This window comes from Streptomyces sp. NPDC001515 (assembly GCF_053597115.1).
On sequence record NZ_JBSFHN010000004.1, the window covers coordinates 22,237 to 47,934 of the forward strand.

General features: G+C 71.9%; 19 protein-coding genes, 1 tRNA gene and 1 riboswitch. Of the genes, 3 read left to right on the top strand and 17 right to left on the bottom strand.

Features of this window, described 5'->3' with window-relative positions; genetic code table 11:
* Positions 1 to 10: 10 nt before the first annotated feature.
* The 8 genes from ACWCXC_RS06690 to ACWCXC_RS06725 all read right to left on the bottom strand — a co-directional run bounded on the left by ACWCXC_RS06690 (position 11) and on the right by ACWCXC_RS06725 (position 9,810).
* Complete coding sequence (locus ACWCXC_RS06690) at positions 11 to 1,141, bottom strand: PP2C family protein-serine/threonine phosphatase (protein ID WP_450683378.1); 1,131 nt, start codon at positions 1,139 to 1,141, stop codon at positions 11 to 13.
* Positions 1,142 to 1,322: 181 nt separating this feature from the next.
* Positions 1,323 to 1,408 (bottom strand) — tRNA-Leu (locus ACWCXC_RS06695).
* A gap of 257 nt (positions 1,409 to 1,665) precedes the next feature.
* Positions 1,666 to 4,083 carry a glycosyl hydrolase 2 galactose-binding domain-containing protein gene (locus ACWCXC_RS06700; protein WP_450887045.1) on the bottom strand — a complete coding sequence of 806 codons (2,418 nt, stop codon included), beginning with the start codon at positions 4,081 to 4,083 and terminating at the stop codon, positions 1,666 to 1,668.
* Between the two features lie 37 nt (positions 4,084 to 4,120).
* Complete coding sequence (locus tag ACWCXC_RS06705; RefSeq protein WP_450683376.1) at positions 4,121 to 5,029, bottom strand: ATP-binding cassette domain-containing protein; 909 nt, start codon at positions 5,027 to 5,029, stop codon at positions 4,121 to 4,123.
* Positions 5,014 to 5,955 (bottom strand): ABC transporter ATP-binding protein, encoded by a 942-nt coding sequence (locus ACWCXC_RS06710; RefSeq protein ID WP_450683375.1) that lies wholly within the window; start codon positions 5,953 to 5,955, stop codon positions 5,014 to 5,016. The genes ACWCXC_RS06705 and ACWCXC_RS06710 overlap by 16 nt, the downstream gene beginning before the upstream one ends.
* A gap of 4 nt (positions 5,956 to 5,959) precedes the next feature.
* Positions 5,960 to 6,877 carry an ABC transporter permease gene (locus tag ACWCXC_RS06715; protein ID WP_450887047.1) on the bottom strand — a complete coding sequence of 306 codons (918 nt, stop codon included), beginning with the start codon at positions 6,875 to 6,877 and terminating at the stop codon, positions 5,960 to 5,962.
* Entirely contained in the window at positions 6,874 to 7,869 is a 996-nt protein-coding gene (locus ACWCXC_RS06720) for an ABC transporter permease (RefSeq protein WP_450683373.1), read from the bottom strand. The genes ACWCXC_RS06715 and ACWCXC_RS06720 overlap by 4 nt, the downstream gene beginning before the upstream one ends.
* A gap of 204 nt (positions 7,870 to 8,073) precedes the next feature.
* On the bottom strand, positions 8,074 to 9,810 hold the full coding sequence (locus tag ACWCXC_RS06725) for an ABC transporter substrate-binding protein (protein WP_450684210.1): 1,737 nt from the start codon (positions 9,808 to 9,810) through the stop codon (positions 8,074 to 8,076).
* A 222-nt stretch (positions 9,811 to 10,032) separates the two neighbouring features.
* Here ACWCXC_RS06725 and ACWCXC_RS06730 point away from each other — a divergent pair, with 222 nt between their 5' ends.
* The 3 genes from ACWCXC_RS06730 (at position 10,033) to ACWCXC_RS06740 (ending at position 14,744) form a co-directional block, all read left to right on the top strand.
* Positions 10,033 to 11,052, top strand: a complete 1,020-nt coding sequence (locus ACWCXC_RS06730) for a LacI family DNA-binding transcriptional regulator (RefSeq protein ID WP_450684209.1) — start codon at positions 10,033 to 10,035, stop codon at positions 11,050 to 11,052.
* A 298-nt stretch (positions 11,053 to 11,350) separates the two neighbouring features.
* Positions 11,351 to 12,121 carry an ABC transporter ATP-binding protein gene (locus tag ACWCXC_RS06735; protein ID WP_450887051.1) on the top strand — a complete coding sequence of 257 codons (771 nt, stop codon included), beginning with the start codon at positions 11,351 to 11,353 and terminating at the stop codon, positions 12,119 to 12,121.
* A gap of 94 nt (positions 12,122 to 12,215) precedes the next feature.
* Positions 12,216 to 14,744 (top strand): ABC transporter permease, encoded by a 2,529-nt coding sequence (locus ACWCXC_RS06740; RefSeq protein ID WP_450887053.1) that lies wholly within the window; start codon positions 12,216 to 12,218, stop codon positions 14,742 to 14,744.
* Between the two features lie 75 nt (positions 14,745 to 14,819).
* Here ACWCXC_RS06740 and ACWCXC_RS06745 read toward each other — a convergent pair whose 3' ends face one another.
* The 9 genes from ACWCXC_RS06745 to ACWCXC_RS06785 form a co-directional block, all read right to left on the bottom strand.
* Complete coding sequence (locus tag ACWCXC_RS06745) at positions 14,820 to 16,124, bottom strand: class I SAM-dependent methyltransferase (protein ID WP_450887055.1); 1,305 nt, start codon at positions 16,122 to 16,124, stop codon at positions 14,820 to 14,822.
* Between the two features lie 319 nt (positions 16,125 to 16,443).
* On the bottom strand, positions 16,444 to 17,832 hold the full coding sequence (locus ACWCXC_RS06750; RefSeq protein WP_450887057.1) for an NAD(P)/FAD-dependent oxidoreductase: 1,389 nt from the start codon (positions 17,830 to 17,832) through the stop codon (positions 16,444 to 16,446).
* Between the two features lie 493 nt (positions 17,833 to 18,325).
* A complete protein-coding gene (locus tag ACWCXC_RS06755) occupies positions 18,326 to 19,270 on the bottom strand; it encodes a Ppx/GppA phosphatase family protein (RefSeq protein WP_450887059.1) in 945 nt (314 codons plus the stop codon).
* Between the two features lie 34 nt (positions 19,271 to 19,304).
* Positions 19,305 to 19,838, bottom strand: coding sequence for a DUF501 domain-containing protein (locus ACWCXC_RS06760; RefSeq protein ID WP_450684203.1), 534 nt, complete (start codon positions 19,836 to 19,838; stop codon positions 19,305 to 19,307).
* An 82-nt stretch (positions 19,839 to 19,920) separates the two neighbouring features.
* The gene (locus ACWCXC_RS06765; RefSeq protein ID WP_450684202.1) at positions 19,921 to 20,391 is read right to left on the bottom strand and encodes an FtsB family cell division protein; all 471 of its coding nucleotides are present in this window, start codon (positions 20,389 to 20,391) and stop codon (positions 19,921 to 19,923) included.
* 94 nt (positions 20,392 to 20,485) lie between these two features.
* The gene (eno, locus tag ACWCXC_RS06770) at positions 20,486 to 21,766 is read right to left on the bottom strand and encodes a phosphopyruvate hydratase (protein ID WP_450684201.1); all 1,281 of its coding nucleotides are present in this window, start codon (positions 21,764 to 21,766) and stop codon (positions 20,486 to 20,488) included.
* Positions 21,767 to 22,053: 287 nt separating this feature from the next.
* On the bottom strand, positions 22,054 to 22,797 hold the full coding sequence (locus tag ACWCXC_RS06775) for a transglycosylase family protein (RefSeq protein WP_450684200.1): 744 nt from the start codon (positions 22,795 to 22,797) through the stop codon (positions 22,054 to 22,056).
* Between the two features lie 4 nt (positions 22,798 to 22,801).
* Positions 22,802 to 22,970, bottom strand: a riboswitch (cyclic di-AMP (ydaO/yuaA leader).
* Positions 22,971 to 23,271: 301 nt separating this feature from the next.
* On the bottom strand, positions 23,272 to 24,246 hold the full coding sequence (locus ACWCXC_RS06780; RefSeq protein ID WP_450887062.1) for a transglycosylase family protein: 975 nt from the start codon (positions 24,244 to 24,246) through the stop codon (positions 23,272 to 23,274).
* Positions 24,247 to 24,359: 113 nt separating this feature from the next.
* A complete protein-coding gene (locus tag ACWCXC_RS06785; protein WP_450684198.1) occupies positions 24,360 to 25,670 on the bottom strand; it encodes a cytochrome P450 family protein in 1,311 nt (436 codons plus the stop codon).
* Between the last annotated feature and the right edge of the window lie 28 nt (positions 25,671 to 25,698).

Sequence of the window (25,698 nt, forward strand, 5' to 3'; positions counted from 1 at the left end):
GCGGAGGGGGCTACGGGGCGCGGCGTACGGCGAGGACCGCCAGGTCGTCCTGCTGCTCGCCCCCGGTGAACGCGCGCATGTCGTCGACGAGCGAACCGGCCAGCCGGCCCGCGGTGATGTCGTCCCGCCCGCGGAGCCGTTCCTCCAGCGGGTAGAAGTCCCCGCCGGGCGACCGGGCCTCGGTCAGCCCGTCGGTGCAGAGCAGCAGCGTGGCGCCGGCCGGGAAGTCGAACCACGCGACCGTACGGGGTTGGTCGACCAGGGACGCCAGGCCCAGGGGGACGTGCTCCTCGCCCTCGCCGAGGGCGGTGACGGCGCCCTCGTGCAGCAGATAGGGCGGGATGTGGCCGCAGCCGACGACCTGGGTCCCGGTCTCCGCGCCCACGGCCAGGACCAGAGCGGTGACGAACCGTTCGGGCTCTCCCCGCTGTCCGGCGTAGTCGTTGTGCCGCACGACCGCCGCCTCCAGCGCGTCGACGAGCGCGGTCACGGTCGGCTCGCGGTGCGCGGCCTCCCGGAAGGCCCCCACCACGTCGATGGCCATGCCGATGGCGGCCAGCCCCTTGCCCTGGACGTCCCCGATGAGGACCCGGCTGCCCCACGGGGTGGCCACCACGTCGTAGATGTCGCCGCCGACCAGCTTGTCCTCCTGGAGGGGCTCGTACACGCCGTCCACCAGGACCTCGTCGGTGAGGACCGGCAGCGGACGCAGGATCTGCCGCTGCATCGCCGCCGCGGTCGACCGCAGCCGCACCAGGGCGCTCTCGCGCGTGATGCGCACCCGCGCCCCGTAGACCGCGAGCACGCCGAAGCCGATGGCGAACAGCGTCAGGATCACCCGGTCCAGGACCGGTTCGCCGGGCTGGATGACCACGGGCGCGATGACGACGAGGCTCACCCAGGCGGACACGATCGCCGTCTGCCGGGGGCTGCACAGCGCCGCCGCGAACGCCGGGAGGAAGACCAGCAGACCCAGCAGCAGCACCGCCGTACCGGTCAGCAGCCCGAGGACGACCACCACGGCCGTCGCCGCCAGGGTCGCCAGGACGACGGCGCGGGTGGCGGGGGTACGGATGCCGTTCATCTCGTCGCCCTCCGCGCCGCGCGCCGGGGACATCGCTGCGCGCAGCGGGCGGAACATCGCGGACTTCCTCCAACGGCGGTGCGGGGCGCGTGGGCGTGCCGCACGCGGGCGGGGTCGATCCTGCATTCCCGTGGAGGAGTCGCGGGGAGGCTGGCCGTCGCCCCGGGGTAAGTACCGCCGTACGGGTGGCTCCGCGACGCCGGAACGGAGGGGGGCGCGCCGTCGGCGGCGAGCGCGGTGGTGCCCGGAGCCGGACTTGAACCGGCACGCCCCCGAGGGGCAGCGAGGTTTAAGCTCGCCGTGTCTGCGTTCCACCATCCGGGCCTGGCGCGCGGCTCCGCGTTGGCACATGACCCTATCCGGGGGCTCTCCTCCGACAGGCGAACACTGGCGCGATGTTGTCTTATTTTATTGATCGCTTGAGGGTCCGTCAGCACACGCGGAAGGCATAGTCACACGCCTGGGCGGGGTGGCGGGTGCGGGAGGCCCGTATCCGAATTGACGGAAAGTCGCCGCACCCGCACAGCGGTTTCGCCAGGGGCGCGCCACCGATCGCCAGGGGCGCGCCACCCCCGGGCCGGCTACTCCTTCGCGACGGTGTCGTTGACGCACCGCAGGACGGGCCGCGCGCCCAGGGCACGGGGGTCCGCGAGGCGGGCTCCTGTGATCATGAACACGGTGGTCTCGCCGGGGAGCAGGGTGACGAGCATGCGGTCGACTGCGGCGGCCGGGTCGAGGCGGTCGGGGAAGAGGGACAGGTCCTTCAGGAGGGTGCGGGCGGTCACCTCGACGCGGTAGGCGGGCGGTCCGTCGCCGTCACCGTGCTCGGTGACCGTGACGTCGTACCGGGGCGGTTCCAGGGCGAGACGGGTGTCCTCGTCGAAGTAGCCGACGGTCCGGGTGTCGCCGAGGCGGGCGGTCAGAAGTTCGGCGGCCGGGTCGGCCGGGGCGGCCACGGACGGCGGCAGCGGGACGCGGGTGACGCCCCGGGCGGCCGTGGTGACGGTCTCGGTGTGCTCGGTCAGGGGCGTGCCGTCCAGGGCGTGGCGGGTCAGCCGCAGGGTGCCCGTCCAGGGGTCCGGGGCGTCGTTCACCAGATGCGCGGCGCCGTCGCGGATCACGATCAGGCGGTCCGCGTACACCTCCCGCAGGGCGTACCACAGCGGCTTGCGGCGGCCGTCGCCGTCCACGGCGGCCCAGGAGACGACGGGCCAGCAGTCGTTGAGCTGCCAGACGACCGTGCCCATGCAGTACGGGGTGTGGGAGCGGAAGTGGCGGATGCCGAAGGCGACGGCGCGGGCCTGGTTGAGCTGGGTGAGCCAGTGCCAGTCGTCGAAGTCGTCGCCGGGCAGCGGCAGGTGGTCGCCCAGTCCGCGCAGCAGTTTGGCATTGCCGTCGTCGGCCTTCTGGTGGTGGGCCAGCAGCGGGGCGTCGGGGGTGAGCGGGCCGCTGACGGCGCGGCGGAGCGTGGCGTGGGCGGGCGGTCCCTGGAAGCCGAACTCGGCGACGAAGCGCGGCACCCGGTCCGCGTAGGCCCGGTAGTCGGCGCGGTTCCACACGTCCCAGATGTGGATGGTGCCGTGGGCCGGGTCCTGCGGGTGGAGGTCCTCGGTGCCGGAGTAGGGCGAGCCGGGCCAGTAGGGGCGGGTGGGGTCGGTCGCGGCGACGATCGAGGGCAGCAGCTCGTGGTAGTAGCCGTGGCCCCAGGTGCGCTCGCCCAGCTCCTCGCGCCAGCCCCAGTCGGCGTGCCCCTCCAGGTTCTCGTTGTTGCCGCACCACAGCACGAGGGAGGGGTGCGGGGCGAGGCGGACGACGTTCTCCCGGGCCTCGGCCGCCACCTCGTCCCACAGCGGCTGCTCCTCGGGGTAGGCCGCGCAGGCGAACGGGAAGTCCTGCCAGACCAGGAGGCCCTTCTCGTCGCAGAGGGCGTAGAAGTCGTCGCTCTCGTAGAGGCCGCCGCCCCAGACCCGGACCAGGTTGACGCCGGCGGCGACCGCCTGGTCGAGCCGGGCGGAGAGCCGTTCGCGGGTGACCCGGGTGGGGAAACAGTCCTCGGGGATCCAGTTGACGCCGCGTACGAAGACGTCCTCGCCGTTCACCGCGATCCGGAACGCGTCCTCGTCCAGGGTGACGGAGCGGAAGCCCGTGCGGAGCGTGCGGACGTCGTCGCCGACGCGGACCGTCACGTCGTACATCGGCTGCGCGCCGTGGCTGTGCGGCCACCAGACCTCGGCCCGGGGGACGGAGAGGGCGACCGTGACGCGGTGCTCGTCGCCGGTGGTGGTGAAGGCGGCTTCCTCACCTGCCACCGCGACCTCGCCCGACAGTGGTCCGAGGCCGTCGTGGTCCAGCTCCAGCTCGGCGGTCAGCCTCGGCACCCCGGCCTCGTCGAGGTCCGGCAGCAGCGTCACCGAGGCGATGCGCGGACCGCTCCAGGTCTCCAGCGCGACCGGGCGCCAGATGCCGGAGGTGACCAGGGTGGGGCCCCAGTCCCAGCCGAAGTTGCACGCCATCTTGCGGATGAAGGCGTACGGCTCCGCGTACGCCCCGGGCCGGTCGCCGAGCCGTTCGCGCAGTTCCTCGGCGTAGGTGTAGGGGGCGGTGAAGCGGACGACGAGGGTGTTGGCGCCCTCGCGCAGCAGCGGGCCGACGGGGAAGCGGTAGGAGCGGTGCTGATTGGCGGTGCGGCCGATCTCGGTGCCGTTGAGCAGAACGGTGGCGACGGTGTCGAGCCCGTCGAAGCACAGGGCGGCGTGGTCGTGCCCGTCCGGGGTCCAGTCGAAGACGGTGCGGTACGTCCAGTCGGTGCGGCCGGTCCAGCCGAGCCGGGTCTCGTTGTCGTCCAGGTACGGATCGTCGATGAGCCCGGCCGCGAGCAGATCGGTGTGGACGCAGCCGGGCACGGTGGCGGGGAGTCCCCCGGCGGGCAGGTCCACGGGCACGGGGGTGTCGGCGCTCAGCGTCCAGCCGTCGTGCAGGGGGAAATGACGAAGGGTCACGCGGCGGTCCTTCCGCAGTCGGGGAGGTGGCGAGGGGTCACGCGGCGGTCCTTCCGCAGTCGGGGAGCTGGGCGCAGGCGACGAAGTGGTCCGGCTCGGTCTCGTACAGCGCGTCCCCGGGGGCGCCGCCCTCGTGGACAGCGCAGGCGGTCACCGGCTCGGGCGGGTCCCACGGGGTGTTGAGGCGCGGTACGGCGGCGAGCAGGGAGCGGGTGTACGGGTGGGAGGGGTTGCCGAAGACCTTTTGGGTGTCGCCGCGTTCGACGACCCGGCCGCGCCGCAGCACGACGGTCTTCTCCGCGAGGTAGGTGCCGAGCGCGAGGTCGTGGGTGATGTAGAGGACGCCGAGGCCGCGTTCCTTGAGGACGGCGAGCAGGTTGAGCACGTCGATGCGGGTGGAGGCGTCGAGCATGCTGGTGATCTCGTCCGCGACGAGGAAGCTCAGGTCGAGCAGCAGGGCGCGGGCGATGAGGAGCCGTTGCAGCTGGCCGCCGCTGAGCTGGTGCGGGTAGCGGCCGAGGACCTGGCCGGGGTCCAGCCGTACGTCCCGGACGGCCTTCTCGACCCGGTCGGCCCACTCCTTGTCGGGGACGCCCGGGTGGTAGGCGCGGCGGACCATGTCGAAGACGCGGTCGGCGCGGAAGACCGGGTTGTAGCAGGAGAAGGGGTCCTGGAAGACGCCCTGGACGCGGCGGTAGAAGTCCTTGCCGGGGCGGACCGGCCGGCCGTCCAGGGTGAGGGTGCCGGAGGTGACCCCGGTCAGTCCGAGGATCATCCGGCCGATGGTGGACTTCCCGCTGCCGCTCTCCCCGATGAGGGAGACGACCTCGCCGGGGGCGGCGGTGAAGGACACCCGGTCCACGGCGGTGACGGAGCCGCCGCCGAACGCCCCGGCGCGGTAGGTCTTGGTGACGTGGTCGAGGCTCAGCATCAGGCCTTCCAGCATGCGACGGAGTGGCGGGGGGCGATCTCCACGACCGGGGGTTCCTCGGCGCACCGCTCGTCGGCGAGCGGGCAGCGGTCGCGGAAGCGGCAGCCGGGCGGGGGGTTCAGCAGGGAGGGCGGGGCGCCCGCGATGCCCTTGAGGGGCTTGTCCGCGTACCGGGCGCCGACCTCGGGCAGCGAGCCGAGCAGCAGTTTGGTGTACGGGTGGCGGGGCGCGGTCGTCAGCGTCCTCGTGGGCGCCTTCTCGGCGAGCCTGCCCGCGTACATGACCATGATGGAGTCCGCGATGTGCGAGGTCAGCCCGAGGTCGTGGGTCACGAAGATCATGCTGGTGACCAGGCCCTTGTCGCGCAGTCCGGTGAGCGCGCCGACGACGGCCCGCTGGGTGGAGACGTCGAGCGCGGAGGTCACCTCGTCCGCGATGAGGACGGAGGGGTCGAGGAGCGTGGAGATCACCATGACGGTGCGCTGCTTCATGCCGCCGGACAGCTCGATCGGATAGCGGTCCAGGACGTCGTGGTCCAGGCCCACCAGGTCGAGCCTGCGGTGCAGTTCGGCGGTGTCGACGGAGGCGCCGCGCGAGGCGAGCAGTTCGCGGATCATCCGGCCGATGCGGCGGGTCGGGTTGAGCGCGCTCATGGAGTACTGCGGGACGAGCGATATCCGGTGGAAGCGGAAGGCGTTCATGGCGCGGTCGTCGGCCACCGGCACGTCGTCGCCGTCCAGGGTGACGGTGCCGCCCGCGTGGCGCATCCGGCCGTCGAGGCGGATCAGCGACTTGCCCAGCGTGCTCTTGCCGCAGCCGGACTCGCCGGCCAGGCCCAGGATCTCCCCGTCGGCCAGGTCGAAGGAGACGCCGTCCAGGGCCCGGACCTCGCCGCGCAGGGTGCGGTAGTGGACCCGGAGGTCGGTCACGTTCAGGGTCATGGGGTCACGCCTCCCGCAGCTTCGGGTTGAAGACCTCGTCGAGGCCGACGTTGGCGATGTACAGCGCGCCGACGATCGCGGTGATCCCGGCGCCGGGCGGGACGAACCACCACCACATGCCGAGCTGGAGCGCACTCCACTGCTGGGCGCTCTGGAGCATCATCCCCAGCGAGACGCCCTCGGTGGGGCCGAGGCCGATGAAGTCGAGCGAGGAGGCGATCAGCACCGAGCCGCCGAAGAGCAGGATGAACATCATGAAGAGGTAGGAGCTCATGTTGGGCGCGATCTCGCGGAAGACGATGCGCCAGGTGCCGCTGCCGCTGAGCCGGGCGAGGTCCACGAACTCCCGGGTGCGCAGCGAGAAGGTCTGGGCGCGGATCGCGCGCGCCGCCCAGGGCCAGGAGGTGAGCCCGATGAACAGGCCCTGCACGGCGACCGAGCGGACGCCCAGATAGGCGTTGATGATCAGCAGCACGGCGAGGGCGGGCAGCACCAGGACCACGTTGGTGAGCATGTTGAGGATCTCGTCGACGGCCCCGCCCCGGTAGCCGGCCAGGAAGCCGACGAGCATGGCGATGACGGCGGCGATGGCCCCGCCGACGACGCCGACGAGGAACGTGGCGCGCAGCCCGTGCACGAACTGGGCGTACACGTCCTGGCCGAAGGTGGTGGTGCCCATCCAGTACGTGGAGTCGGGCGGCGCGGCCTGCGGGCCCACGTATTCGTTCGGGTCGGCGTTGTCGAGCAGCGGCGGGCCGATGATGCCGATGAGCAGGAGCAGCACGACGACGGTGAACCCGATGATCAGTTTGGGGTTGCGGACCGCGTAGTGCAGCGTCTCCCGGCCGGGGCGGGCGGCTCCGCCGCCCGGGGCCGCGGGTGCGGTGGCCGGTTCGGTGGCCGGTTCGGGCGCGGTGCTCATGACTGGCCTCCTGCCATGCCCGTACGGGTGCGGGGGTCGACGACGACGTACACGATGTCGATGAGGAAGTTGGCGATCAGGACGCCGATGACGATGAACAGGAAGGCGCCCTGGAGCAGGAAGAAGTCCTGGTTCTGGATGGCGGCCAGGATCAGCGAGCCGAGCCCCGGATAGGCGAAGACGATCTCGGTGACCAGGGCCCCGGCCACCAGGACGCCCAGTTGGAGGGCGAGTCCGGTGATCTGGGGCAGGACGGCGTTGCGGAAGGCGTAGCGGCGGATGAGCCGCTGGGGGGCGCCGAGGGCCGAGAGGTAGGAGGAGTAGTCCGACTCCAGCTCATAGATGATCATGTTGCGCATGCCGATGGCCCAGCCGCCGAGCGCGACCAGGAAGAGCGAGAGGAACGGCAGCACCCAGTGCTGGAAGAGGTCGGTGGCGAAGGCGAAGGACCAGCTGGGCTGGATGTCGAGGCTGTAGCCGCCGGAGAGCGGGAACCAGCCCGCCTTGGAGCCCAGCGCCCAGGCGAGGATGACCGCGATCCACATGTAGGGCATGGCGGTGAGCAGATAGCCGGCCGGGAGCACGGTGTTGTCGAGCACCTTGCGGCGGGCGGCCAGCGCCCCGGCCCAGTTGCCGACGAACCAGCTCAGCAGCACCGCCGGGATCATCAGCCCCAGCGTGTACGGCAGGGCGTCGAGCAGCACGTCGGCGACGGGCTTGGGGAACACCCAGATGGACAGCCCGAAGTCGCCCTGGAGCAGGGAGCCCCAGAAGTGCAGGTACTGCTGCCAGACGGGCTCGTCGAAGCCGAAGAGGTCGTTGTAGTAGGAGCGCATGGCCTCGACGGCCTCGGGCTGCGAGACCCGGGCGCGGGCCACCATCGCGGCGACCGGGTCGCCGGGCATGAAGCGCGGGATCATCCAGTTGACGGTGACGGCGACGACGAACGTCAGCGCGTAGATGAGAAGTTTGCGGGCGAAGTAGCGGCGCAAGGGGGCTCCCCGGGGAGAGCCCCACCGGTGCGGTCGGCGGGGCGTGGCCGCCGGCCGCCCGGCGGGGCGGGCGTGGGCGCGGAGCGGGCGGCACGGTCCGGCCGCTCCGGGACCGGGCGGCGTACGGCTCCGGCGTACGCCACCCGGTCCAGTGCCGGGCGGCGCGCGGTGGTCCGTGCGCCGCCCGGTCTCAGAACGGCCGGATCACTTGGCGGGCTTGAGCTGGGTCAGCGCTTCGAAGCCGCCCATCTCCAGCCAGTTCCGCCACAGGGCCGGTGCGTGCTTGGGCGCGCCCGGGGCGTCCGAGGGCCAGTTCGTCCAGGTCCCGGTGGTGGACTGGGCCCAGAGGCCGTTGTACCAGAGGGGGATGACCGGCATCTCCTTCAGCTGGATGGCCTGGATCCGGGAGATGACCTTCTTCATGCCCTCGATGTCGTCGGTCTTCACCCCGCCGAGCTCCTGGACGAGCTTCCATGCCTCGGGGTTCTCGTACCGGCCGAAGTTCACCGTGTTCTGCTGCTTCTGCACGGGCAGCTGGAACATGTACTCGTAGTACGTCCACGGGGTGCTGGAGAGCTGGCGTTCGTTGTTCACGACCAGGTCGAAGTCGCCCTTGCCGCGCTGTTCGTTGAGGGCGTTGGCGTCCGGGAACTCCGTGGTGATCTTGATTCCGGCGGCCTTGGCGGAGGAGGCGATGACCTTGGCGGCCTCCATCCAGTCGGTCCAGCCGGTGGGCACGGCGAGCTTCAGGCTGATCTTCGAGCCGTCCGTGTTCTCCACGAAGCCGTCGCCGTCGGTGTCCTTGTAGCCGCCGTCGAAGAGGATGCGCTTGGCCTCGTCGGTGTCGAAGGTGAAGCCTTCGCGGGCCACCAGGTCCTGGTCGACGAAGGCGTCCCACTGCGGGAGCAGTCCGGTCGGGTTCGCGGCCTTGACCAGTTCCCCGTAGACGCCCTTGACGATCTTGCCGGTGTCGACGGAGGCGGCGAGCGCCCGGCGGAAGACCGCGTCGTCCATCGGCTTCTTGGTGGTGTTGGGCACCAGCCAGGCGGTGTTGGCGGAGAGCATGTAGGGCGGCTCGTCGTAGTACGAGACGACCTTCTTGCTCTTGATCAGCGAGGAGGCGCCGGGCAGGAAGTTGTTGCTGAGGTCGAGCTGGTTCTGGCCGAGCTGGCCGATGACGACCTCGTTGCTCGGGTTGGAGACGTCGACGATGTAGCGGGGCGCGGGCTTCATGGAGAGCGCCTTGACGCCCCACCAGTCGTCGCGCCGCTGCCAGACGACCCGGTCCTGGGTGTGGCTCTTGAGGGTGTACGCGCCGGTGCCGACGGGCTTGTCGTTGACGCCGTCGAGGATCTCCTTCTCCGAGCGCTTGCCCCAGATGTGCTCGGGGACGATCGGCTGCCCGTAGAGGGTGAAGTCCCACTCCTGGTAGCGGGCCTCCTTGAAGGTGAAGCGGACGGTCGTGGCGTCCACCGCCTCGGCGTCGGAGAGCCAGCTCCACAGGGTGTGGAAGGAGGATGCCTCGATCTTGCCGATGCCGTACGAGTACGCCACGTCCTGGGCGGTCAGCGGCTTGCCGTCGGACCAGGTGATGCCGGACCGCAGCGTGACCTCGTAGGTCTTGTCCCCGGTCCAGGAGCCCGACTCGGCGAGCCAGGGCGTGAGCTTGCCCTCGTTGGGGTCGAAGTGGAACAGCGTCTCGTAGACCAGGCCCTTGGTGCCGGTGGCGTGGTCCCAGTTGTGGAGCGGGTTGTAGTTGGCCGGCGGCCCCCACTGCGTACCGGTGGTGTAGAGCGTCTCGTTGCGCGGGAGCGCACCGCCCCCGCCGCCACCCGTGCCGCCGGAGCCGCCCCCGGAGGAGCCGCCTCCCGTGCACGCGGTGGCGGCGAGTCCGATCACGGCGAACGCGACGGCGATCCGTCCGCGGAATCCCGTGCCCATGGTCCCTCCTTCTCCCCGCCGTCCCTGCCGAGCGGAGCTGCTGAACCGGGTAAGTGCCGTGAAGCTAAGGCCGCCGCGGAGGGCTGTCAAGATGGAGGGAGCGCTCCCATTTCTTTGATTCCAGGGGAAGTTGGACGATCACGCGTCCGGGAAGCACACTCCTGGACGGGAGTGCGTCTGGCTAGGATGCGCAGGGACAACGAACCGGTTAAGCGAGGTCGCATGCCCAGACACCGCCCCACGATCGCCGACATAGCGCGCCGCGCCGGGGTCTCCAAGGTCGCGGTGTCCTACGCCCTCAACGACCGGCCGGGGGTCTCTCCCGCGACCCGCGCCGCCATCAAGGCCATCGCCCAGGAGATCGGCTGGCAGCCCAACAGCGCGGCCCGCGCCCTGACCGGCGCGCGCGCCGACGCGGTCGGGCTCGCGCTCTGCCGGCCCGCCCGGCTGCTCGGCGTGGAGCCCTTCTTCATGGAGCTGATCAGCGGGATCGAGAGCGAGCTGGCCCCGCGCGGCCGGGCCCTGCTCCTCCAGGTCGTCGACGGTCCGGAGCAGGAGCTGGAGGTCTGCCGCCGCTGGTGGGGCGAGGGCCGGGTGGACGGGGTGTTCCTCGCCGATCTGCGCGCGGACGACCCCCGCGTCGCGGGCGTCGCCGGGCTGGGCCTGCCGGCCGTGGTGATCGGGCACCCCTCGGCGGCCGGCCCGCTGCCCGCCGTCTGGTCCGACGACCACACGGCGGTCCGGGACACCGTCACCTACCTCGCCGCGCTGGGCCACCGCTCGGTCGCCCGGGTCGCGGGCCTCCCCGGGCTCAACCACACCGAGCTGCGCGACCGGGCCCAGCGCGAGATCTGCGCCGAGCTGGGACTCGGCGCCCCGGTGATCGTCCACACCGACTACTCCGGCGAGGAGGGCGCGCACGCCACCCGGCGGCTGATCGCCTCGGCGCGGCGGCCGACCGCCGTCATCTACGACAACGACATCATGGCCGTGGCCGGGCTCTCCGTCGCCCAGGAGATGGGCCTCGACGTCCCCCGCGACCTCTCCCTGGTCGCCTGGGACGACTCCCAGCTCTCCCGGGTGGTCCGGCCGCCGCTGACCGCGCTCGGCCGCGACATCCCGGCGTACGGCGGCCATGCCGCGCGCACCCTGCTGACCCTGATCGACGAGGGCGCGGCGGAGGGCTACGAGGACGCGGCGGCCCGGCTGGTGCCGCGCGGGTCGACCGCCCCGCCGAGGTAGGGCGACGGCCCCGAGTGCCTGGCGTCGCCGAGCGGGCGGGGCCTCTCGTCCCGCCCGCTGGGGACACCCCGGTGCGCGGAGCCGTCCGCCCGTGCGGGGACGTCCGATGTCATACCGCAGACGTACGCCGGACCCCGGCGGTGCGACTCAGGACTGCCCCGGGAACGGGCATCGGGAGTGACGACCGGCCGCCGGACGGCCGAGACGATGGTGAGGTGCCCCTGCCCCGGACCACCGCCGCCCGGCGGGTCCGGCGCGCGGCCCCCGTCCCGTACGCGAACCGACCCTGGAGTCTCCCGTGACCACCCTGTCCACCGCTCACCGCGTCACTACGGTGGCCGCCCGTGCCACGGAACTGTCGAAGGTCTACGGAGAGGGCGAGACCAAGGTCACCGCCCTGGACCGGGTCACCATCGACTTCCCGCAGGGCGAGTTCACCGCGATCATGGGGCCCTCGGGCTCCGGCAAGTCCACGCTGATGCACTGCGTGGCGGGCCTGGACACCTTCAGCTCCGGTTCGGTGCGCATCGGTGACACGGAGCTGGGCTCGCTCAAGGACAAGCAGCTCACGCAGTTGCGCCGGGACAAGATCGGCTTCATCTTCCAGGCGTTCAACCTGCTGCCGACGCTCTCGGCGCTGGAGAACATCACGCTGCCGATGGACATCGCGGGCCGCAAGCCGGACCAGGAGTGGCTGCGCGGGGTCATCGACATGGTGGGCCTCGCCGACCGGCTGAAGCACCGCCCGACCGAGCTGTCCGGCGGCCAGCAGCAGCGCGTCGCGGTCGCCCGCGCCCTGGCCTCCCGGCCCGAGATCATCTTCGGCGACGAGCCGACCGGGAACCTGGACTCCCGCTCCGGCGCCGAGGTCCTGGGCTTCCTGCGCAACTCGGTGCGCGAACTGGGCCAGACCGTGGTGATGGTGACCCACGACCCGGCGGCCGCCTCCTACGCGGACCGGGTCGTCTTCCTGGCCGACGGGGCGATCGTCGACCAGATGCCGCACCCCACCGCCGACAAGGTGCTGGACCGGATGAAGGCGTTCGACACCAAGGGCCGCACCAGCTGAGCCCGGGGCCCGCCGGGTCCGCTCGCCACCACAGGACCCCGGCCCCCGCCGACCGCCCACCCCCACCGGCCCACTCCTCCCGGGACTGACAGAGATGCTCCGTACCGCCCTGCGCAATGTGCTCGCGCACAAGGCCAGGCTGCTGATGACGATCCTCGCCGTGATGCTCGGCGTCGCCTTCGTCTCCGGCACCCTGGTCTTCACCGACACCCTCGGCCACGCCTTCCGCAACCAATCGGCCAAGAGCTACGACGACGTCGCCGTGGCCGTCACCACGCACGCCGACCGGCTCGACCCCAAGTCCACCGGCATCGACGCCGCCACCCTGAAGCGGATCCAGGACCTGGACGGCGTGAAGAACGCCGCCGGCCGGGTCTCCGGCTTCGCCGGGGTCGCCGACCCCCAGGGCAAGCTGATCGGCAACGGCTGGTCCAACACCGGGGCCAACTTCGCCCCCGGCACGGACGGCGAGGACACCCAGTACACCTTCACCGACGGCACCGGGCCCACCGCCGCCGGGCGGATCGCCCTGGACGAGGACACCGCGAGGAAGGGCGAGTACGAGGTCGGGGACACGGTCCGGGTCGCCACCAACGGGCCGGTGAAGGAGTACACCCTGTCCGGGGTCTTCACCACCGAGGACGGCGCGGTCAACGCCGGCGGCAGCCTGGTCCTCTTCGACACCGCGACCGCCCAGAAGCTGTTCCTGCGCCCCGGCGAGTTCCAGGACGTCGCCGTCTCCGCCGCCCCCGGCACCTCCGACCAGCACCTCCTGGCCGCCGTGGAGCCGCTGCTGCCCAAGGACGCCGAGGCGAAGACCGGCAAGGCGCTCGCCGACGAACAGGCGGAGCGGATCGAGGCCGGGCTGAGCAACCTCAACAAGCTGCTGCTGGCCTTCGCCGGCGTCGCGCTCTTCGTCGGCGTCTTCCTGATCGCCAACACCTTCACCATGCTGGTCGCCCAGCGCACCAAGGAACTGGCCCTGATGCGCGCCGTCGGCGCCTCGCGCCGCCAGGTCAAGCGCTCGGTGCTCCTGGAGGCGGCCGTGGTCGGCCTGATCGCCTCCGTCGTCGGCTTCGCGCTGGGCCTGGGCCTCGCCACCGCGCTGCGCTCCGCGATGAGCCTGATCGGCGGGAAGATCCCGGCCGGACCGCTCGTGGTCGCCCCGGTCACCGTCCTCGCCGCCTTCGGCGTCGGCGTCGTGATCACCGTCCTCGCCGCCTGGCTGCCGGCCCGCCGGGCCGCGAAGATCCCCCCGGTCGCGGCGATGAACAGCCTGCACGCGGTGGCGACGGTGAAGTCCCTCGTCCTGCGGAACTCCATCGGCGCCTTCCTCACCCTGGCCGGCGGCGCGGCGGTCGTGGGCGGCGCGGCGCGGTCCGGTTCGGACGGGCAGCTCCTCATCGCGGGCGGCGCCTTCCTCGCGCTGATCGGCGTCATCGTCCTGATCCCGCTGCTCTCCCGCCCGGTGATCGCCCTGGTGCGCCCCGCCCTGCGCCGGCTGTTCGGCGTCTCGGGCAAGCTGGCCGCGCAGAACGCGGTCCGCAACCCCCGCCGCACCGGCGCCACCGCCTCCGCGCTGGCCATCGGCCTCACGCTGGTGACGGGCATCTCGGTGCTCGGCGTCACCCTCGGCCGGGCGGTCGACAAGGTGACCACCGACAACATCCGCGCCGACTACATGATCTCGATGGCCAGCGGCGACGCCCTCGACGAGTCGGCGCTCACCGCCCTGGAGAAGGCCGACGGCGTCACCGCGGTCTCCCCGCAGCAGGCCCTGTGGCTGACGGTGGACGGCCGGGGCGTCTCCGCCTCGGGCGTCACCCCGGGCGCGGTGGAGAAGGTCCTCGCCGTGGACGCCGTGGCGGGTTCGCTGGACTCCCTCGGCCGGGGCGAGATCGCCGTCTCCGACAAGACCGCGGCCTCGCGCGGCTGGAAGACCGGGGACACCGTCACCGTCACCTACCAGGACGACAGCAAGGGCCGTCTGAAGGTCGGCGCGCTCTTCACGGACAACGAGTTCCTGTCGCCGGTCCTGGTCCCCCGCGACATCGTGGCCCCGCACGAGGGCCGGGCGGACATCCGCGAGATCTGGGTGAAGACGGACGGCGGGGCGAGCGACGCCCGGGAGCAGGCCCTGGTGGACGCGCTGGGCGACAACCCCGGCATGAGCGTGATGGACCGCCAGGACATCCGGGACATGTTCGGCGGCTCCGTCAACCTCGCGATGAACATCATGTACGGCCTGCTGGCCATGGCCCTGCTGATCGCGGTGCTCGGGGTCGTCAACACACTGGCCATGTCGGTGTTCGAGCGGCAGCAGGAGATCGGCATGCTGCGGGCGATCGGCCTGGACCGGCGCCGGGTGAAGCGGATGATCCGGCTGGAGGCGGTGGTCATCTCGCTGTTCGGCGCGGTGGTCGGCATCGGGCTGGGACTCTTCCTCGGCTGGGCGATCGGGCAGACGATCGCCCAGGAGATCCCCGAGTACGTCCTGGTCGTGCCGTGGGGCCGGATCGCGGTCTTCCTGCTGCTGGCCGGTCTGGTCGGGGTGCTGGCCGCGCTCTGGCCGGCCCGCAGCGCCGCGAAGCTGAACATGCTGACGGCGATCAAGACGGAGTAGCCGTAGCCGCACCCGTGACGGCGAAGGGGCCGGTGTCCGCGTCGGCGGACACCGGCCCCTTCGCCGCGGGCGGGCTCAGGCGCTCGCGTCGGCCGTCCACGTCCGGGCACGCAGCGGCATCCGGGAGGCGCCGTCCTCCTCCGGGCGGACCGCCAGGATCTGGTTCACCCCGATCTTGTTGTGCTCGAAGGAGAGCGCGGAGGCGGCCATGTAGAGCCGCCAGACCCGGGCCCGGCCGGGCGAGGTCATCCGCACCGCGCGCGGCCAGTCCGCCTCCAGGTTGGCCACCCACCGGCGGAGCGTCAGGGCGTAGTGCTCGCGCAGCGCTTCGACGTCGCGCGCCTCGAAGCCGGCCTCCTCCAGGGTGGCGAGGGTGCGGCCGAGCGGGGCGAGTTCGCCGTCGGGGAAGACGTAGGCGTCGATGAACTCGTCCACCTGGTAGGCGGCTTCGTCCTTCTCGGGGCGGCGGCCGATCTGGTGGTTGAGCAGCCGTCCGCCGGGCTTCAGGAGGGCGTACAGATCGTCGGCGTACTCGCGGTAGCGGACCGCGCCGACGTGTTCGGCCATGCCGATCGAGGAGATCGCGTCGTACGGGCCGTCGCGGACGTCCCGGTAGTCCTGGACCCGGATCTCGATGCGGTCGGTCAGGCCCTCCTCCGCGATGCGCTTGCGGGCGAAGGCGGCCTGCTCGACGGAGAGGGTGACCCCGGTGACCCGGGCGCCGTACTCACGGGCGGCGTGGATCGCCATGGAGCCCCAGCCGCAGCCGACGTCCAGCAGCCGGTCGCCCTCCTTCAGCGCGAGCTTGCGGCAGACCAGGTCCAGCTTGGCGCGCTGGGCCTCCTCCAGGGTTCCGCCGTCCTCCCAGTAGGCGCAGGAGTAGACCATGGACGGGCCGAGGACCAGGGCGTAGAAGTCGTTGCCGACGTCGTAGTGGTGGCTGATGGCCGCCTTGTCGCGGCGCTTGCTGTGCCGGGTGCCGGCCCGGCCGCGGACCTCCTCGGGCGGCGGCGGGGGCGGGGGCCAGGGCCCGGCCAGCCGCAGCATCTGCCGGGCGGCGGCGCGCACCTTCGGATCGCGTACGGGGTGGACCCGCTTCTCGGGATCGATGCCGCGCTCCCAGATCAGACCGGCCATCAGGTCCAGGGCCTCGTAGAGGTCGCCCTCGATGTCGAGTTCGCCGGCCACCCAGGCGCGGGCCAGACCCAGCTCCCCCGGCTTCCACAGCAGTCGGCGCAGCGCGCGGCGGTTCCTGATGACGAGGACGGGGGCACCGGGCGGTCCCGATTCGCTGCCGTCCCAGGCCCGGACGCGGACCGGCAGGGGGGCGCCCAGCAGTTCCTGGGCGAGAGAGGTCAGCCGCAACGCGGCGTCGGCCATGGCGCACACCTCCGTGATGGTGTTTCCCTACGCGCGGGCGCGCCCGCGCGCGTCCGCGCCCCGCCCCGGCGCCCGCTGCGCCGCGACGAGGTACACCCCCCACAACAGTCTCGGGCGGCCGGGCCATCCCGCTACCGCGCAAGGGAACGGCAAAATCCTTGTAGGGGACACACATCCCGGGGCGGCGGGGCTCGGGCGGCCCCCGGTCCCGCCGGGTCCGGATACGCCGAAGGGGCCGTCCGCACCACGGATGGCGGACGGCCCCTTCGGGCGTCGTGCGACGTGCGGCCGGGGATCCGGGGATCCGCCGGTCAGGGCGTCAGGATGCCTTGGCCTTCTCGCCGGCCGGCTGGGCGGCGGCAGCGGGGGCCGGGGCGGGCTTGGCGGCCTCGTAGAACTCCTCGCGCGGAGTCTCCATGGCGCCGAGCGAGACGACCTCGCGCTTGAGGAACATCGCCAGCGTCCAGTCGGCGAAGATCCGGATCTTGCGGTTCCAGGTCGGCATGGCCAGACCGTGGTAGCCGCGGTGCATGTACCAGGCGAGACGGCCCTTGAGCTTGATCTTCATCTTGCCCATGACGATCATCGCGACGCCCTTGTGCAGGCCCAGACCGGCCACCGCGCCCTTGTTGGCGTGGCTGTAGTCGGCCTGCGGGAAGCCGCGCATCCCGGAGATCACGTTGTCGCCGAGGACCTTGGCCTGGCGCAGCGCGTGCTGGGCGTTGGGCGGGCACCAGGCGTTGGGGTTGCCGGCCTTGCGGCCGATCACGTCCGGAACCTGGGCGTTGTCGCCCGCGGCCCAGATGTAGTCGGTGCCCTGCACCTGGAGCTTCTCGCTGGTGTCCACGTGGCCGCGCGGGCCGAGCGGCAGACCGAAGCGGGCGAGCGCCGGGTTCGGCTTCACACCGGCGGTCCACACGATGGTGTTGGAGTCGACCTCCAGGCCGTTCTTCAGCACCACGTGGCCGTCGACGCAGGAGTCCATGGAGGTCGAGAGGAAGACCTCGACACCGCGGGACTCCAGGTGCTCCCGGCCCCAGGTGCCCAGCTTCGGGCCGACCTCGGGAAGGATCTTGTCGGCGGCGTCGACGAGGATGAAGCGCATGTCCTCGCGCTTCACGTTCGTGTAGTACTTCGCCGCGTCGCGGGCCATGTCCTCGACCTCGCCGATGGTCTCCGCGCCGGCGAAGCCGCCGCCCACGAAGACGAACGTCAGCGCCTTGCGGCGGACGTCCTCGTCGGTCGTCGAGTCGGCCTTGTCCAGCTGTTCGAGGACGTGGTTGCGCAGGCCGATGGCCTCCTCGATGCCCTTCATGCCGATGCCCTGCTCGGCGAGGCCGGGGATCGGGAAGGTGCGGGAGACGGCGCCGAGCGCGATGACCAGGTAGTCGAAGGGCAGCTCGTAGGACTCGCCGACGAGCGGCGCGACCGTGGCGACCTTGCGGTCCTGGTCAATGGTCGTGACGCGGCCGGTGAGGACCTCGGCCTTGGGCAGGACGCGTCGCAGCGGGACGACGACATGCCGAGGCGAGATGCTGCCGGCAGCAGCTTCGGGGAGGAAGGGCTGGTAGGTCATGTACGACCGGGGGTCGACGACCGTGACGGTCGCCTCGCCGTAGCGCATCTTCTTGAGGATGCGCCGAGCTGCGTACAGGCCTACGTACCCACCGCCTACTACGAGGATCCTGGGACGCTCCGTGGTGCTCATGCCATCGAGTATCCACCCCCCTCGGGGGGCATGCTCGTGAGCCCCTTCACAAGGATGTGGCCCCCATCTGCTACACTCCGCGGCCCACGTGACCCAGGTCATGACCGTACGGGGGAACCACCGCACCCCGGTGAACGTTGTTCACCGCCTGTGAGCTGGCCCTTGATTCGCGCCCCCGGCTGGACCACACCCACCGGCGGCCCGCCCCCGCAGCCCCCGGAACCCCGCCATGTCCGGCCGGAGTGACCCGGCCCACTCGCCCCGGACCCCGTTCGGAGCAGAAGTGCGCTCCAAGCACCCCCATTCCTTGTGAAGAACTTCACGAAGTTCGTCGCGCGCTGCCTCCGAAGAGCCCCCGCGCATGCTTCGGAAGTCTCAAAGGTGCAGGCCAAAGTGCGTATGAGCGCGCGTGCGCCGCGTGGGGTCGTGAAGGTGGGCGACCGGCGGGACGTCTGTGGCCGGCAACACGCCCCGCGCCGCCCCTCAGCGCACCTCAGCGGGCCGCGGAGAACGCGATGCCGTCCAGGATGTCGTGCTCGCTGACGACGACCTCGTGGGCGCCCGTCCGCTCCATGACGGCGAGCAGGATCAGGGCGCCGGAGATGATCACGTCGACCCGGCCCGGGTGCATGGCGCCGATCGCCGCGCGTTCGGCGTGGGTGGAGGCGAGGAGCCGTGCGGCGATCTCGCGGACCCGCTCCACGGGGACGCGGGAGTGGTGGATGGCCTCGGAGTCGTACTCCTCCAGGCCCAGCGCGATCGCGGCGACGGTGGTGACCGTGCCGGCCAGGCCGACGAGGGTGCCGGCCGAGGCGAGCGGCACGGTCTCGGCGACCAGGTCCAGCGCCGCCGCGACGTCCGCCCGGATCGCGTCGGCCTGCGCGGCCGTCGGCGGGTCGGTGACCACGCCGTCGTGGACGAGATGGCGCTCGGTCATCCGGACGCAGCCGATGTCCACGGAGCGGGCCGCGCGCACCTCGTCGTCGCCGACGACGAACTCGGTGGAGCCGCCGCCGATGTCCACGACCAGATAGGGCCGCGCCAGGTCGTCGCGCCCGGCCAGCTCCCGGGTGGCCCCGTCGAAGGAGAACGCGGCCTCCTGGTCGCCGCTGATCACCTCGGGCTCGACGCCGAGGATCGCGTGGATCCCCTGGACGAACTCGTCCCGGTTCTCCGCGTCCCGGGAGGCGGAGGTGGCGACGAAGCGGACCCGCTCGGCGCCGTGCTCCTTGATCACGTCCGCGTACCGGCGGCAGGCGGCGAAGGTGCGCTCCAGCGCCTCCGGGGCGAGCCGGCCGGTCCGGTCGACGCCCTGGCCGAGCCGGACGATCTCCATCCGGCGGTCGAGCTCGACGAGCCCGCCGGTGGCGGGGTCGGCGTCGGCGACCAGCAGGCGGATCGAGTTGGTCCCGCAGTCGATGGCGGCTACACGCGTCATGAACTCAAGCCTCTCCGGCGCATCGTGTGGTGTCTCAGGCCTCGTCCGGCGTCCCGCAGGGCGTCACGCACGGCCCCTTGCGCCACCACTCCGGCAGCATGGCGATCGCCTCGTCGCCGAGCGGGTTCACCCCGGGCCCGGCCGCCAGCGAGTGCCCCACGAGCACGTGCAGGCACTTCACCCGGTCCGGCATGCCGCCGGCGCTCGGGAAGCCCTCCAGGACCTCGATGGCGTCGCGGCGGGCGAGGTAGTCCTCGTGCGCGGCGCGGTAGGCGGCGGCCAGCTCGGGGTCCGTGGCGAGGCGCTCGGTCATCTCCTTCATCACCCCGTTCGCCTCCAGGGTGCCGATCGCGGAGGCCGCGCGCGGGCAGGTGAGGTAGTACGTCGTCGGGAACGGCGTACCGTCCTCCAGCCGGGGCTGGGTCTCCACCACGTCCGGGTTGCCGCACGGGCACCGGTGCGCGATGGCGCGCAGCCCGCGCGGCGGGCGCCCCAGCTGCTGCTGGAAGGCGGCGATGTCCGCCTCGGTGGGCGGGGTGGACTCGGTCTGGGGAGGGGGCGTTTCCATGCCTGCCTAGGGTTCTGATCGGACTGCTCGCACTGCGGGTCGCGCAGCGGTACAGCGGTGGAGCGGTACAGGGGGGTGCGGCTCAGCCTCGGTCGGCGCTGTCCACGCCGTCCCACAGGTTGGAGTGCCACGGCCGGCCGGACTCGTCCGGTGTGCCGTCGCGCTCCCGCGCCGCGTCCGGGTCGACCACGGTGAAGCCGGTCTCCCCGGGAAGAAGGTAATGCAGGTGCTCGCGGGCCAGCCGCCGGATGTAGGCGTCGTCCTGGAGCCGGGCCTTCTCGTCGCGCAACTGCTCGGTCCGCGTCTCGGCCTCCTGCGCCAGCCGCTCCTGCTCGGCGATCTCGTCGCGCTGCGAGACGTACTGCCGCATCGGATAGGCGAGGGCGACGACCAGCGAGCAGACCACCAGGGCCAGGAAGGCGGCCCGGCCGGTGAGCCGGGAGCGGCGGGCCTGGCGGCGGTTCTGGGAGCGGTAGACGCGGGCCGCGGTCTGCTCGCCGAGCAACCGCAGCCGGGTCGCGGTGGAGAACCGGTCCCGGTCCTTCGCGGCCATGTCTCCGCCTCCCCATTACGCACGTCCGTCCCCGCACACGGTACGGGACCGAGTGCGGGGACGGACGGAGGCCGGGTCGGTTGCCCGGACCGGGTCAGCCCTTGAAGCGCGGGAACGCCGAGCGGCCGGCGTACACGGCGGCGTCGTCGAGGATCTCCTCGATGCGCAGCAGCTGGTTGTACTTGGCGACGCGGTCCGAGCGGGCCGGGGCGCCGGTCTTGATCTGGCCGCAGTTCACGGCGACGGCGAGGTCCGCGATGGTGACGTCCTCGGTCTCGCCGGAGCGGTGCGACATCATGCACTTGAAGCCGTTGCGCTGGGCCAGCTCGACGGCGTCCAGGGTCTCGGTCAGCGAACCGATCTGGTTGACCTTGACGAGCAGGGCGTTGGCGGAGCCCTCCTCGATGCCGCGGGCCAGGCGCTCCGGGTTGGTGACGAAGAGGTCGTCACCGACGATCTGCACCTTGCTGCCGAGCTTGTCGGTGATGACCTTCCAGCCGGCCCAGTCGTCCTCGTACAGCGGGTCCTCGATGGAGACCAGCGGGTACGCGGAGACCAGCTCCTCGTAGTACTCGGTCATCTCGGCGGCCGAGCGGGACTTGCCCTCGAACTCGTACTTCCCGTCCTTGTAGAACTCCGAGGCGGCGACGTCGAGCGCGAGCGCGATGTCCTTGCCCGGGGCGTAGCCGGCCTCCTTGATGGCCTCGACGATGAGGTCGAGGGCGGCGCGGTTGGACTCCAGGTTCGGCGCGAAGCCGCCCTCGTCGCCGAGACCGGTGGACAGGCCCTTGGTCTTCAGGACCTTCTTCAGGGTGTGGTAGACCTCGGCACCCCAGCGCAGCGCCTCGGAGAAGGACTCCGCGCCGATCGGGGCGATCATGAACTCCTGGATGTCCACGTTGGAGTCCGCGTGCGAACCGCCGTTGAGGATGTTCATCATCGGAACGGGCAGCAGGTGCGCGTTCGGGCCGCCGAGGTAGCGGAAGAGCGGCAGGTCCGAGGCCTCGGAGGCGGCGTGGGCCACGGCGAGCGAGACGCCGAGGATGGCGTTGGCGCCGAGCGAGCCCTTGTTCTCGGTGGCGTCCAGGTCGAACATCGCCTGGTCGATCAGGCGCTGCTCGGTGGCGTCGTAGCCGACGAGCTCCGGGCCGATCTGCTCGATGACGGCGAGGACGGCCTTCTCGACGCCCTTGCCCTGGTAGCGGTTGGGGTCTCCGTCACGAAGCTCGATGGCCTCGAAGGCACCGGTGGAGGCGCCGGACGGAACGGCGGCACGGCCGGTGGAGCCGTCGTCGAGGCCGACCTCGACCTCGACCGTGGGGTTTCCGCGGGAGTCGAGGATTTCCCGGGCTACGACGACGTCGATGGACGGCACGAGGCATCTCCTTCTGGGATATGACGCTTGGGGTGCGGGGCCACGTGGGCCTTGCGACACGAGCCTAACCGGCCCGGCGGCCTGCGTCGGCCGACCGCCCGACCCCTGGGACGAAAAAGGACCCAAGCGCGGGCACAGCGGGATGAAAGGGAAGAAATCTACTGACGGGTAACGACAACAGTTGAACGGTCCCCGGCCCGAACGAGCGGACCCCGGCCCGGCGCGCACGGGGGGAGGGTGCGCACCGGGCCGGGGTGTCCGGAGCCGTCGACGAGGAGGGGTCGCGACTACTTCGTCAGGTGGAGCTGCTGACCCGGGTAGATCAGGTCGGCGTCCTTGACGATGTCCTTGTTCAGCTCGAAGAGGCGCTGCCAGCCGCCCTCGACGCCGTGGTCGGCGGCGATCTTGCTCAGCGAGTCGCCGGTGACGACCTTGTACTCGCCGTCGCCCTTGGCGACCTTCGCGCCGGTCGGGGTGGTCACGGTCTTCGCGGCCTTCTTCGGCTCGCTCTTCGCCGGGGCGGGGGTGCGCTCCGAGCGGTTGGTGGCCGGGGCCTCGGTGCGCTCGGCCTGCTTCTGCGGCGCGGCCTCCTGCTTGGGGGCCTGCTCCGTCGTGGCGGCGGAGGAGCCGGTGTCGACGCCCGGGTCGACGCCGTCGTTGGTCAGGTTGCCGGCGCCGGCGCAGGCCCAGGCGCCCGGACCCTGGAGGGCGAGCAGCTTCTCGGCGGTGGCGATCTGCTGGGCCTTGGTGGCCAGGTCGGCGCGGGGGGCGTACTGGGTACCGCCGGCGGCGGCCCAGCTGGACTGGGAGAACTGGAGGCCGCCGTAGTAGCCGTTGCCGGTGTTGATGGACCAGTTGCCACCGGACTCGCACTGGGCGACGGCGTCCCACGTGGCCACCGAGGCGGCGGAGGCGCCGGTCGCGCCCATCAGCGGAACGGCGACGGCGGCACCGGCGACGCCGGCGAGCGTGGCGATCCGGACGGCCTTGGAGGGGCGGCGGTGCTTGTTGGCCTTGCGGTTGAGCAGCATCGAGACTTCTCCTCACCGACGCCTGCGAGGTGAGCTGTCGGGTTCGGGCCTGTGAGTTGCCCGGTCGCACGTCCTAGCACGCGACTTCACCCCAAGCCGGTCCCGGCGTCCTTCGACGTCCGGGTCCGGCGCCTACCTGGGTCCCCCGCTCCTGCCTACGGCGCTTTCGCGTCTGTTCCCTTCGACCGACGGCAGGATTCGGCGTGACGGTCGACGGGGCCCGCGGTGCGAGCGGTTCAGACCGTAAACACACCCAACCCCGACATTCAAAGAAGGACATACCGGAAAAACATCCCGTACTTGCATCTGACAAACCCACATTTGCGCAGGTCGGAACGGATGCGACGGGACCTCCCGGACACAACACGCCAGTTCACGCAAAGAGACCTATGTCTCACTTGGTCGAAAGTGGGACATAGGCCTCTGAACTACCCCGGAATCCGGGGCATTTTCAGCCGGTGATCCGGGCCGGACTCACCCGGTCGGCGCACCCAGGTCAAGGCTCTGGCCAGGCAGGATCAGGTCCGGGTCGGAGCCGATCTCGTCCTTGTTGGTCTCGTAGAGCGCCGTCCAGCCGCCGGGCAGCTTCTGCGCCTGGGCGATCGCCCACAGGTTGTCGCCGGGCCGGACGGTGTACGCGCCGTCGGCGGCCGGGTCCCCCGCGTCGCGCGCCCCGGACTCGCCGCGCGAGGCGTGCCGCCCCGCGTCGCGGTCCTCGCGGCCGGACTGCCGGGTCTCCTCGGGTGCGGGGGCGCCCCGGTGCTTGCCGCCCCGGTCGGCGCTCCCGGCCCGCCGCTCGTCGCCCGGCGCGGCGTCGGAGGCGTCCGCCCCCGAGGCGTCCCGCGCGTCCCCGGCCGAGGGCGTGGAGGCGGAGGGAGAGGCGTCCGGCTTGGCGTGCTTGCCGCGCGAGGCGTCCGCGCCCCGCTCGTCCGCGCCGCCCTTCGCGTCCCCGGCGTCCTTGCCGTCCGCGGTCGCGTCGTCCGGGGCCCCGGCCTCCGCCGAGGGGTCGGCGGACGGATCGGCGGAGGGCTCGTCGGACGGCACGCCGCCCGGGTCCACCCCCGGCAGCCCGGCGTCCGTCGCGAGCCCGGAGATCACCGCGCAGCTGGGCCACGCCATCGGCCCCCGGTCGGCCAGCACCTTCTCGGCGACGGCGATCTGCTGCGAGCGGCTGGCGAGGTCGGCGCGCTCGGCGTAGGACTCGCCGCCGTACGCCTTCCACAGCTCCGGGGAGAACTGGAGGCCGCCGTAGGAGCCGTTGCCGAGGTCGGCGCTCCACATCCCGCCGCTCTCGCACTCGGCCACCCGGTCCCAGGTCGAGGCGTCCGCCGCGTGGGCGCCCGCGGCGCCGAGCAGCGGGATCGCGAGGGCCGAGCCGGTCACGCCTGCGGCGACGACGATGGCGGGAGCCTGTCGGGGACGACGGTGCCTGCCGTTCGCGGAGCCCATGGGGATGCCTTCCGTGTGACGGGTGGGTCGAACGGTGAACCTAGCGGGACTCGAACGGATGTCACAAGTCGATGCAGCGCAGATCACGCCGACATCACAGAGTTGACAGAAAGTCACCTTCCGCCCGTGCCCGCTTCCGGACCGAACTCGACCGGAAGGGTGCGCAGTCCGCGCATGATCAGCCCACCGCGCCAGCGCAAATCGGCCGATTCCCCGGCAAGCCGGAGGTCCGGAAGACGTTTCAGCAGGGTGGCGAGGGCCGTCTGGCCCTCCAGCCGGGCGAGCGGGGCCCCGAGGCAGTAGTGGATGCCGTGTCCGTATCCCAGGTGCGGGTTGTCACGCCGTGCGAGGTCCAGCGTGTCCGGACCCGCGAAGCGCTCCGGGTCCCGGTCGGCGGCGGCCAGCACCACGAGCACCGGATCGCCCTCGGCCACCCGCTGCCCGCCGATGGTCAGCGCCTCGGTGGCGTACCGCCAGGTCGCCAGCTCCACCGGCCCGTCGTACCGCAGCAGTTCCTCGATCCCGGTCGCCAGCAGCTCCGTCTCCCCCGCCTCCAGCGAACGCTGGAGGCGGGAGCGCTGCTCCGGATGGCCGAGCAGGGTGTGGACCCCGTTCCCGATCAGGTTCACGGTCGTCTCGAAACCCGCGAACAGCAGGATGAAGGCCATCGCGGCGGCCTCGTTCTCCGTCAGGTGCTCGCCGTGGTCGCTCGCCCGGATGAGCCCCGAGATCAGATCGTCGCCCGGGTCCTCGCGCTTGCGGTGGATCAGTTCCAGGAGGTAGTTCCGCATCTTCTTCACGGAGCGCGCCACCCCGCCGCGCGGGCCGCCGCCGTGGCGGATCATCATCCCCGCCCAGTCCCGGAAGTCGTCCTGGTCCTCGCCCGGCACCCCGAGCAGATCGCAGATGGCGTAGATGGGGAGCGGGAAGGCGAACTCGTGGATGAGGTCCGCTTCCCCCTTCGCGGCGAAGCCGTCGATCAGCCGGTCCGTCAGCTCCTGGACGCGGGGCGCGAACGCGGCGACCCGGCGCGGGGTGAACGCCTTGGAGACGAGCCGGCGCAGCCGCGTGTGGTCGGGCGGGTCGATGTTCAGCAGATGCGTCATCAGCTCCGCCTTGCGCTCCCCCGGGATGCCCGTCTTCCCCTTGGCCCGCGCGGACCCGGCGTGGTGGGCCGGGTTCTTGGAGAGCCGGGCGTCGGCGAGCGCCTGCCGGGCGTCCGCGTACCGCGTCACCAGCCATGCCTCGACCCCGCTGGGCAGGGTGGTGCGGTGCACGGGGCTGTGCGTGCGCAGCCAGGCGTAGGCGGGGTACGGATCGGTCGCGAACTCCCAGGTGAAGAGCTCGGGCGCGGGCGGGACGGCGGCGCCGGACCCGCCGTGGGCGGGGCAGCCGGCCGGGGCGTGGGCGGGGTGGTCGTTCACCCCCCGACGTTATCCGCTGCCCCGGGCG